General features: G+C 73.4%; 8 protein-coding genes. 5 read left to right on the plus strand and 3 right to left on the minus strand.

The genetic code is table 11. The features are described 5' to 3' along the window. Positions 1 to 719 precede the first annotated feature (719 nt). Together DQW06_RS03900 and DQW06_RS03905 are read left to right on the plus strand one after the other, a co-directional pair. Entirely contained in the window at positions 720 to 1,685 is a 966-nt protein-coding gene (locus tag DQW06_RS03900; RefSeq protein WP_117197971.1) for a universal stress protein, read from the plus strand. A 151-nt stretch (positions 1,686 to 1,836) separates the two neighbouring features. Next, entirely contained in the window at positions 1,837 to 2,778 is a 942-nt protein-coding gene (locus DQW06_RS03905) for a universal stress protein (protein WP_117197972.1), read from the plus strand. On the opposite strand, the gene DQW06_RS03910 is transcribed toward DQW06_RS03905, so the two are convergent. Beyond that, positions 2,764 to 5,130, minus strand: a complete 2,367-nt coding sequence (locus tag DQW06_RS03910; RefSeq protein ID WP_117197973.1) for a glycoside hydrolase family 65 protein — start codon at positions 5,128 to 5,130, stop codon at positions 2,764 to 2,766. The genes DQW06_RS03905 and DQW06_RS03910 overlap by 15 nt on opposite strands. Continuing rightward, on the minus strand, positions 5,127 to 5,792 hold the full coding sequence (locus DQW06_RS03915; RefSeq protein WP_117197974.1) for a CBS domain-containing protein: 666 nt from the start codon (positions 5,790 to 5,792) through the stop codon (positions 5,127 to 5,129). The genes DQW06_RS03910 and DQW06_RS03915 overlap by 4 nt, the downstream gene beginning before the upstream one ends. A 201-nt stretch (positions 5,793 to 5,993) precedes the next feature. Here DQW06_RS03915 and DQW06_RS03920 point away from each other — a divergent pair, with 201 nt between their 5' ends. Next, positions 5,994 to 7,724 carry a GAF domain-containing protein gene (locus DQW06_RS03920; RefSeq protein WP_232832948.1) on the plus strand — a complete coding sequence of 577 codons (1,731 nt, stop codon included), beginning with the start codon at positions 5,994 to 5,996 and terminating at the stop codon, positions 7,722 to 7,724. Between the two features lie 20 nt (positions 7,725 to 7,744). Here the strand turns inward: DQW06_RS03920 and DQW06_RS29745 are convergent, their stop codons facing one another. Then, a complete protein-coding gene (locus DQW06_RS29745) occupies positions 7,745 to 8,599 on the minus strand; it encodes a universal stress protein (RefSeq protein ID WP_117197975.1) in 855 nt (284 codons plus the stop codon). Between the two features lie 161 nt (positions 8,600 to 8,760). Between DQW06_RS29745 and DQW06_RS03930 the strand changes: the two genes are divergently transcribed. Beyond that, positions 8,761 to 9,771, plus strand: a complete 1,011-nt coding sequence (locus DQW06_RS03930; protein ID WP_117197976.1) for a zinc-dependent alcohol dehydrogenase family protein — start codon at positions 8,761 to 8,763, stop codon at positions 9,769 to 9,771. 95 nt (positions 9,772 to 9,866) lie between these two features. Beyond that, positions 9,867 to 10,453 (plus strand): HAD family phosphatase (locus DQW06_RS03935; RefSeq protein ID WP_117197977.1); only part of this gene is annotated, 587 nt, incomplete at its 3' end.

A 10,453-nucleotide genomic window follows, 5' to 3' on the forward strand; every position in this document is an offset into this window, starting at 1 on the left:
TAGAGGTCACAGGTTCGAATCCTGTATCGCCCACCAGCATCACCGCAGGTCAGAGGGTTTATCTGACATGTGAGCGAAGACCGGTCAGCCCAGACTGGGAGATATCTGGGAGATCGTCTTCGAAGCGGGTTCCTCTCGGAGCCCGCTTTCGCTGTTTCCACGGTAGTGCTCTCCGAGCGTCGGCGCCACGGCGAAGAGCCACGCGCGCTCCCGGGCCGTGAGAGCCGTCACGCTCCCCCCACCGGTTCTCCAGCACGCTGAGTACACGCCGCCTCATCTGCGGGGTCACGTGCTCGTAGACCCGGGCCATCCCCGGCACCCTGTGCCCCAACCTGGCCGCGCGGGCCACCTCGGGGATCCCGTCCTCGGCCAGCCACGTGCGGTGGGTGTGGCGCCCCTCGTTGAACGTGAACCCCGGCAGCGTAGCTGGACGGCCGGACCGGGACGAAGGACGAAGGTCGTCTCACGCCGGGTACGACGGCTCTAACCCTCAAGAGGGTTTCCGGGCAGGCTCGAAGGAACGGGTACATGACGGTGTCCCGACAGGGGGGATCGCGGGTTTCGGAACGCGCGCCCCGTCGCCGCGCGCAGCTCCTCCGGTGGAGCCGACACAGGGGGGCGTCCCGCGCTGTGGGACCGGTACGCGACGCTCGGACACCGCCCGCCCACCGACGCAGAGCGCGTCCCGTGGACGCGCCTTCGAGGAGAGGACCGCGCCCATGGGTACCACCGACGAGGAGGGCGTCCGGGCACACCGCGGCACGGAGGGGATCGTCGTGGGTGTGGACGGCTCACCGGGGAGCCGTGCGGCACTGGACTGGGCTGCCCGGGCGGCGGCCGACCGCGGTCTGGAACTGCTGGTCCTGCACGCACTGAGCATGCCCGTGATCAGCGCGCCGCTGGGGTTCACGGGGCGGGTGCCGCCCACACCGGAGCTCGCGGACTGGGCCGAGCGCCTGCTCCGGGAAGCCGTCGACCACGTTGCGCGGACCCGTCCCGGATTGGAGTTGCGCACCGAGGTCTCCAAACTGGATCCGGCCCGCGCCCTGCTCACGGCCTCGCGGTCGGCTGAGATGGCCGTCGTGGGCTCGCGCGGCCTGGGCGGTACCGCTTCGGTGTTCCTGGGCTCGGTGAGCGTCCGCGTCAGCGCTCACGCGACATGTCCCGTCGCCGTGGTGCCGGGCCCCGACGAGGCTGTCGGCGGAGGGGATCCCCGTGTGCGAGGGGAGCGCGGGCGCGTCGTGGTCGGATTGGACGGTTCCGCGGGCGGACGGGCCGCGCTGCGCTTCGCCCTGGACGAGGCGGCCCGTACCGGCGCCGAACTCGTGGCGGTGCACGCCTGGGAGATACCGAACCCCGTCGACGTCACGGCGCTGGATCCCGCCGCGCACGCCGCGGTCCGCGAGTACCTGGTCTCGCGCGCCGACGAACACGTGCGTGCCCTGGTCGAAGAGGCCCGCACCGAGCGCACCGGAGACGTTCCGGTGCGGGTCGAGGTCGTTCAGGATCAGGCCGCCCACGCACTGTTGACCAGGGGCGATGATGCCGACCTCATCGTCGTCGGTTCGCGGGGACGCAGTGGTTTCGCCGGTCTCCTGCTGGGATCGGTCAGCCAGACGGTGCTGCACCACGCCCGCGTGCCGGTGGTCGTGGCGCGTTCCCGCTCGGGGAGGAGCGGGGACTGATCCCGGAACCGCTCTCCGGAGAACCCGGAAGGAGGCCGCGTCACGGGGTAGGACGACACCGACGGTCCGGTGCGACGGTCGCGCACCGCCGTGTGCGCCCTCGGGGCGACGTCGCCCCGCACCGCCGTTCGGGTGATGGAGGAGGAGCGCAGTGGTCGGGAAGGGCGTGGACACCGTCGGGGAAACGGGCGGTCCGGTCGTCGTCGGTGTCGGCCACACCTCCAGGGATTGGACGGTGGTGGGCTGGGCCGCCGCGGAGGCCGCCGACCGGGGGGCGGAGCTGGTCGTCGTGCGCGCGGAGGGCGCGGAGCACCCCGGAGAGCCGTTCGTCCGCCTCCGGACGTCGCTCTTCGGCCACGGGGACGGCGGGGCGGGGCACGCTCCGGCGGAGGAAGCCGCCCTGGCGGCCCGGGACCACCCCGGACTCGCGGTCCGCACCGAGTCGGTGCGAGCCGATCCGTCCGCCGCGCTGGTCGCCGCGTCGCGTCGGGCCGCCCTGGTCGTCGTGGGCTCCCGGGGGCCGGACGCCCTGAGGTTCCCACCGGATGCGGTGGGACCCCGTGTGTGCGCCTATGCCGCGTGCCCCGTGGCGGTGGTGCCGCCGCAGGCGTCCTTGGAGCGGTGCGGCCACGTGGTGGCGGGTGTGGACGGTTCCCCCGACTCGGACGCCGCCCTGCGGTTCGCGCTGGAGGAGGCCGCCCGGCGCGGCGCGCGCCTGACGGTCCTGCACGTCCGCCCCTCGGCGGAGGCGGTGGGCCGGCTGACGCTGGACCTGGTCGGACCGGAGGCCGTGATGCTGCACGCCGAGAGGCGGATGCACCGCATGGTGGACGAGGCCCGCGACGAGCGGACCGGGGACGTCGCGGTCCGGATCCTGGTCCTCGTACGCCACGACCACCCGGCTCACGCCCTCGTCGAGGCCGCGGGCACCGCCGACGTGGTCGTCGTCGGTTCCCGTGGCACGGGGGGCTTCCGGGGGCTGCTGCTGGGCTCGGTCAGCCAGAAGGTGCTGCACCGCAGCCCCGTCCCGGTGGTCGTGGCGCGCGTGCACACCGGTCGGAGCGCTAGGTCGGCCCGGTCACCGCAGGGGTAGGACACAGGACGAGCCGGGGGCGACCAGGGCGTGGCGTTCCTTGACGCGGACCCGGACGGGCGGCCCGGCCGAGGGTGGCAGGGTGACCCGCACGTGGTCGCGGCGCACGTCCACGCCCACCTCCCAGTGGTCGTGGTAGCGCAGTCCGTAGGAGAGGTGGTCCAGTTCGGCGGGCAGCAGGGGGCTCAGGTGCAGGGCTCCACCGCGTGTGGTCAGGCCGGTGTAGCACCGGGTGAGGAGGTCGACGGTGCCCGCCATGGCCCCCAGGTGGATGCCCTCGGCCGTGGTCCCGCCCTGGACGTCGTCGACGTCGGTGCTCAGCGCCCTGCGGAAGAAGTCCCAGGACTCCTCCCGGTTGGTCCGGGCCAGCACCCAGGAGTGCACCACGGAGCTGAGGGTCGACCCGTGCGAGGTGCGTGCGAGGTAGTAGTCGACCGTGCGGGGGATGAGCCCGGGATCGTAGGTGTAGCCGAGGCGGCGCAGCATGTCGGCGATCTCCTCGGCGGGTAGCAGGAAGAACAGCATCAGCACGTCGGCCTGCTTGGACGCCTTGTAGCGGTTGCAGCTGTCGCCCCCGGCCTCCAGGAAGCGGTCCAGGCGCCGGACGCCGCGGCAGGCCCGCCAGTCGAGCTCCTCCAGATCCCCGTAACCGGCGAACTGGCTGATGACTCCCTCGTGGAAGGGGACGCGCATCTTGCGGGTGAGGGTCTCGAACCGCTCGACCTCGTCCGCGTCCAGCCCGAGGGACTCCTCCAGGTCCCTGCGGCTCGGGCCCGGCAGCGCCCGCAGGGTGTCCAGCGCCCGCAGCATGACCCACACCGCCATGAGGTTGGTGTAGGCGTTGTCGTCCAGACCGGGGTCCTCGCGGCCGGGGTAGCCGTCGTGGTACTCGTCGGGGCCCATCACACCGCGGATCACGTAGCGGTCCAAAGCCTTGTCGTAGACGGCCATGTCCGCGAAGGCGCGGGCGACCTCCAACAGCAGTTCCGCGCCGAACCCGGTCAGGAAGGCGGTGTCGCCGGTGGCCTGGTGGTGCTGCCAGACGTTGTAGGCGACCGCGAGCCCGACATGGCGCTGCAGGTGCGAGTGGTCGGGGATCCACCTCCCCGAGCGGGGGTTGAGGTGTGTGCTCTGGGACTCCTCGCTGCCGTCGCTCCCGCTCTGCCAGGGGAAGAGAGCGCCCCTCAGCCCCGCGGCGCGGGCGATGGCCCGCGCCTGGGGCAGTCTGCGCCACCGGTAGCGCAGCAGGGCTCGCGCGGTCTCGGGGAAGTGGAGGTTGAGGAAGGGAAGGACGAACAGCTCGTCCCAGAAGACGTGGCCGCGGTAGGCCTCACCGTGCAGGCCCCTCGCCGGAACACCCGCGTCGAGGTCGGCCGTGTGGGGCGACAGCGTCTGCAGGAGGTGGAAGAGGTGCAGGTTGAGGACCCGCTGTTCCTCCTCGTCCCCGGCCTCCAGTGCGCAGGACCGCCACAGGTGGTGCCAGGCGGTGGTGTGTCGGCGCAGCAGTTCGTCGAATCCGCCCGCCCGTTCCAGGGCGTCGCGGGCCGCGTCGAGGATGTCGCCGACGGCGCGGTCGCGCGAGGTGTACAGGGCCACCGTCTTCTCCACGGTGGTCTGTTCACCGCTCCTCAGGTCCAGGGTCAGGTCGGTGGCCGCCCAGCCGTCGCCCGCGGGGCTTTCACGGGCCGCGGGCCGGGGTCCCTGGGAGACCAGGGTCCGGGAGGCGAGCGCGACCTCGACGCCCGAGGACAGGGTCCGGCAGCGCAGCCAGTCGAGGCCGGGGCCGTCGGAGCCGGTGCCCAGCGGGTGGAGGTGACGTCCGTTCAGGTCGCGGTAGCGCGCCACGCCGCGGTTGGCCACCCTCCCGTCCAGGGCGGACCGGACGACCGCGGTCCCGCTCCAGCCCTCGGGCACCAAGGTGGTCTCCAGGGCGGCCAGATGCGGGGCGTCCATCGACACCAGGCGCCGTTGGGCCACCCGTGTCCTCCTGCCGTCGTCCACCACGTGGAAGGTCCGCGTCAGCACTCCTCGGCGCATGTCCAGCTCGGTGCGCTGCGGGAGTGCCGGGTCCGGTCGTTCGAACCAGTCGCCGTCACCGACGCGGAAGGTCAGGGGGAGCCAGTTGGGGGCGTTGACCAGGTCCTCGTTCTCCACCCGGTGCCCGTCGACCTCGGAGACGGCGCGGTCGTAGCAGCCGGCGACGTAGGTGCCCGGGTAGTGGACTCCGTCGTCACGGGCCTCGGGCGGCGCGCCGCGCGTGGCGAAGTAACCGTTCCCCAAGGTGCACAGGGTCTCGCGTACGCCCTGGCCATCCGGGTCCCGCCCCTCGTAGACCAGCGTCCAGCGGCTCATCGGGACGCTCCTCCGAGGGTGAGGTCGTCGAGGCGGTGGGTCAGGTGGCAGCGGACGTGGACCACGCCCTCGGCGTCGCGCACCGCGTGCGCCAGACGGGGGATGTCGGACCGGCGCGCGACCTCGCCGCTCAGGGTGACCACGCCGTGGCTGACGCCGGTCTCCACGTCGGTCAGCCCGAACCGGCCGCGGACGACGTCCTCCCGCACCCGCCGTTCGAGGTCCGCGTCGTCCACCGCGTACACGTGCAGCAGGTCCGACCGGCCGACCAGGCCCACGAGGCGCCCGTCCCCGTCCACCACGGGCAGCCGCCTGAACCCGTGCCGTCTCATCAGCCCCGCCGCCTCACGGGGCGCGGTGGCGGCGGTGACGGTGACCGCCGGAGAGGTCATCAGCTCGCGAGCCGTCGTGCCCGTGCTCTTGATCCGGGCGAGCCGCTCACGGAAGGGCTCGCCGGTGTACCCCTCCTCCGGATCGGGGTCGGCGAGCTTGAGCAGCAGATCGGCGGTCGACACGACGCCCAGGACGCGGTGCCCGCCGTCCACCACGGGCACCGCGCTGACATGGTGGTCCCGCATGAAGGCGGCCAGTTCCTTGTACCCGGCGTCGTCCCGGGCGGCCAGGACACTCGTGGTCATCAGGTCGCCGACGGTCTTGGTCATGGGGGCCTCCCATCCCGGGAACCCGTCCGGCCCATCGTGCTCACCCCGAACCTGCCCGGAGCCGCTCCGCCGCGCACCGGAGCGAACGGCCCCCGGTAGGGGGACGTTGGACCCGTACCGGGGACAACCTTCGCCTCACGGGCCGCGCGTACCTAGGATGGAACGAGGCCGAGCGCGGTGGTGAATCGCGAGGTGGTGGCTGTGAGCGAGAACGTCCGGCCCCGGAGCGGGTCGACGGGCGGGCGGGCCGTGGAAGCCGAGCTCGCCCGCCTGCCCGGGGAACTGCGGTCTCTGGTCGGCGAGGCGCTGGCCGACCGCGAACGCCTCCGTGCGCTTCTGGACGCCGTGGTCGTGGTCGGTGACGGCCTGGACCTGCACGAGACCCTGCGCCGGATCGTCGAGGCCGCCATGGACCTGGCCGGTGCCCGGTACGGAGCCATGGGCGTGGTCGGGCACGACGGCCGCCTGGAGCAGTTCATCCCGGTCGGCGTCGACGCGACGCGGATCGCCCGGATAGAGCGCTGGCCCGAGGGAAGGGGCGTCCTCGGGTTGTTGGCCCGGTCCCGGGGGCCGCTGCGCGTGGACGACATCTCCGCCCATCCCGCCTCTCACGGCTTTCCCGAGGGGCACCCGCCCATGCGCTCCTTCCTGGGGGTGCCGGTCCAGGTGCGCGGCAGGGTGTTCGGCAACCTCTACCTCGCCGAGAAGCGCGGAGGGGACCGTTTCGACGAGGCCGACGAGTCCGTGGTGGTGGCGCTGGCCTCGGCGGCGGGAGCGGCGATCGAGAACGCCCGCCTCTACGAGCGCACACAGCACCGCGAGATGTGGTTGGACGCCTCCGACGAGGTCAAGACCCATCTGCTCAGCGGAGAGGACGCCGACAGCGTCCTCCTCATGATCACCCAGCGGGCCCGGCGGATGTCGGGGGCCGACACAGCCGTCATCGTCGGCCCCGACCCCTCCGGGCGGCAGCTCGTGGTGCGGACGGCGAGCGGCGAGGGCGCCGAGCGCCTCGGAGAGCGCAGTGTGGCGGTGGAGGGATCCCTGGTCGGCAGGGCCTACGTCTCCGGCGAACCGGTGTCCACGGACCTGTCCCGTCCCGGTCGGCACGGCGCTCCGCTGCTGCACGGTATGGGCCTCGGCCCCGTCCTGCTGGTCCCGCTGGGAAGGGGGGACGCCGCGCGCGGCGTCCTGTGCCTGGGCAGGGGGGAGGGGGACGAGCCCTTCCCCTCCTCGACGGCGCGGACGCTGCAGGCCTTCGCGGAACACGCGGCGATCGCCCTGGAACTCGCGGCGGCGCGCTCGGACGCCGAGCGGGTCAGCGTGTTGGAGGACCGGGACCGCATCGCGCGCGACCTGCACGACACCGTCATCCAGCGGCTGTTCGCGGTCGCGTTGTCCCTGACGGCGGTACGGGGCCGCATCGACGACCCCGAGGCCGCCGAACGCGTCCGGAGGGCGGTGGACGACCTCGACGACACCGTCCGCCGGATCCGGACGACGATCTTCGCCCTGACCACGGTGGGCGAGGACCGTGAGAAGCCCTGGCCGCGTGACCGGTTCGTGGACGCGGTCGACGTCGCCGCCCCGTCCCTGGGCTTCGCGGTCGGGCTCCGGATGGACGGGCCCCTCGACAGCCGTGTTCCCGAACGGATCGCGGACGAGGCGGTAGCCGTGCTCCAGGAGGCGCTGTCCAACGCGGCCCGGCACGCGGGGGCCGGGCGTGTGGACGCCAGGGTGGCGGTGAACGGCGACCTGACGGTCGAGGTCCGCGACGACGGCGCGGGTCTGCGTCCCGGTGGCCGCCGCAGCGGTCTGCGCAATCTGGCCGAGCGCGCGGCGCGGCTCGGAGGGACCTTCGAGGCCGGTCCCGGCCCGGAGGGCGGGACCGTTGTGCGGTGGAGCGTCCCCCTTCCCGACGACCTCGGGTGAGGGAGCCGCCGCCCCTTCTCTCAGTCCTGGGAGCGGTGGACCACCATCACGGGACGTTCGGACCGGTACAGGACACCGCGGGCGACCCCGCCCAGGGCCAGTTGCGCGAAGCCGCGCCCGCCTCGGGCTCCCACCACGAACAGGCGCGCGTTCCGCGTGCGCGCCAGCAGGGCCCTGACCGGGTGGTCACGCGGCGCCTCGCGCACCACCTCGGTGCCCGGGTGGCGGGCCAGTACCGGCTCCAGGGCCCCCTCCAGTTCCTGGATGTGCCACCGCCGCAGCTCCTCCTCCGAGTCGGACCGGTACGGGACCATGTCGGTCGGCGCCGACCAGGCCCAGACGGCGCGTACGGGGCCGTCGCCCGCCGAGGCGGACTCCAGCGCCGCGGACACCGCGCTTCGGGAACCCGGGGAGCCGTCGACGCCCACCACCACCTCGCGCGCGTCCTCCGGAACCGGCTCGGGTCCCACCACGACCACCGGCACCCGGGCGTGCGCGGCCACCTGATCGGCCACCGAGCCCAGCCGGGTTCCGAGCAGGGCGCTGACCCCGTGCGCGCCGACCACCAGCATCGACGCCGACTCCGAATGTCGCAGCAGTCCTTGGACCGACGACGCCGCCGGACTCGTCCGGGGGACCACCTTGACGTCGGAAGCACCCGCACGGACGTGTTCGACCGTGGCCCTCACGGCCCTGTGCGCCTCGCGTTCGAGCAGGTCCGACGGTCTCATCACCAGTTTCAGGACCACGTCCGCGTCATAGACGCCGAGGACGGTGACCGTACCGCCCCGCCGTCGTGCCTCCTGGACGGCCCACTCGGCCGCCACCAGCGCGTTCTTCGACCCGTCCGTTCCGACGAGGATGTTCTCACGCACGGCGCACCTTCCCTCGAACCGCTCGTTCTCCGTCTTCGAGTGTCACGCCCGGGGCGTGGCGCACGCCACGGTCCAACGTCCGGGCGTCGGGGGCACAAGGCCTCCGGTCCCGGGACCGTGGACCCCTGGCCCGGCCACCGCCGCCGTGCTGGACTCGCCGTATGGAACCGATGATGGACGCCTGGGCGGTGACCCGTCCCGGACCGATCGCGAGCGGACCCCTGAGCCGTGTGCGCCGGCGCGTCCCCGAACCCCGGGAGCACGAGCTGCTGATCGAGGTGCTGGCCTGCGCCGTGTGCCGCACCGACCTGCACCTGGCCGAGGGAGACCTCGCGCCGCGCCGTCCGGACACGGTCCCCGGGCACGAGGTGGTCGGCCGGGTGGACGCCCTCGGGCCGCACGCGGACTCGTACGCGCCGGGGGACCGTGTCGGCGTCGCCTGGCTCGCCTCCACGTGCGGCGAGTGCGGCTACTGCCTGCGCGGTGACGAGAACCTGTGTCCGGACTCCACCTACACGGGCTGGGACCGCGACGGCGGGTTCGCCCGCTACCTGACCGCCGACGAGCGTTTCGTGCACCCCCTTCCCGAGGCACTGCCGGACACGACCGCGGCGCCGCTGCTGTGCGCGGGGGTCATCGGACACCGCGCCCTCGGCCGCGCCGAACTGCCGGAGGGCGGGGTGCTCGGCATATACGGGTTCGGTGCCTCCGCCCACCTGACCGCCCAGGTCGCCCTCGCCCGGGGGGCGACGGTGCACGTGATGACGCGGTCGCGGCGGGCCCGCGAGCTGGCCCTGGAACTGGGCTGCCACTCGGCGGCGGGCGCCTACGACACGCCTCCGGAACCGCTGGACTCCGCGATCCTGTTCGCTCCCGTGGGAGAGCTGGTGCCCACCGCGCTCAGGGCCCTCGACCGGGGAGGGACCCTCGCGGTGGCCGGTGTCCACCTGTCCGTGATCCCTCCCCTGGACTACCGGAGGCACCTGTTCCAGGAGCGTTCGCTGCGCAGCGTGACCGCCAACACCCGCGCGGACGCGCGCGAGTTCCTGGACTTCGCGTCCGGGCACGAGCTGGCGGTGACCGTGACGCCGTACCCGTTCGAGTCCGCGGACCTCGCCTTGGCGGACCTGGCCGCCGACCGGGTGGACGGGGCGGCGGTGCTGCGGCTCTGAGGACGGACTCGGGGAGCCGGCGCCGCACCGGTGGACGCGGTGGAGGCGGGCCCCCGACCGGGCGTTCGCCGACCGGGTGGGAAGGAGCCGACCACATGGACACGGGGGAGGACAGGGGCCTGGCCCTCGACCGCGTACGCGCGGCGGTCCTGGACACCGACGGAGTCATCACCGACACGGCCTCGGTGCACGCCGCGGCGTGGAAGCGCGTCTTCGACGCCTTCCTGCTCGAACGCTCCCGTGCCGAGGGCACGCGTTTCCGCCCCTTCGACATGCGCGAGGACTACCTGCGCCACGTCGACGGCCGACCGCGCGCGGAGGGGGTGCGGTCCTTCCTCGCCTCACGTGGTGTCCATCTGCCCGAGGACTCGTCGCCGGACGGAGCCGAGGGGGTGACGCCGGCTTGGCTGGCCGACCGCAAGGACGGGTACTTCCTGGACTTCGTGTCCCGGTACGGGGTCAGGGCCTTTCCCGGGACGGTGGAGTTCGTGCGCGCACTGCGCTCGGCGGGCGTGCCGGTGGCGGCGGCCTCGGCCAGCCGCAACTGTGCCAGGGTGCTGCGGTCGGCCGGGGTCGACGGCCTCTTCGACGCCCGTGTGGACGGCGTCGACGTGGCACGGCTCGGGTTGGCGGCCAAACCCGACCCGGCGCTGTTCCTGGAGGCCGCCCGTCGGGTGGGGGT

Source organism: Nocardiopsis sp. TNDT3, from assembly GCF_003427465.1.
Lineage (GTDB): Bacteria > Actinomycetota > Actinomycetes > Streptosporangiales > Streptosporangiaceae > Nocardiopsis > Nocardiopsis dassonvillei.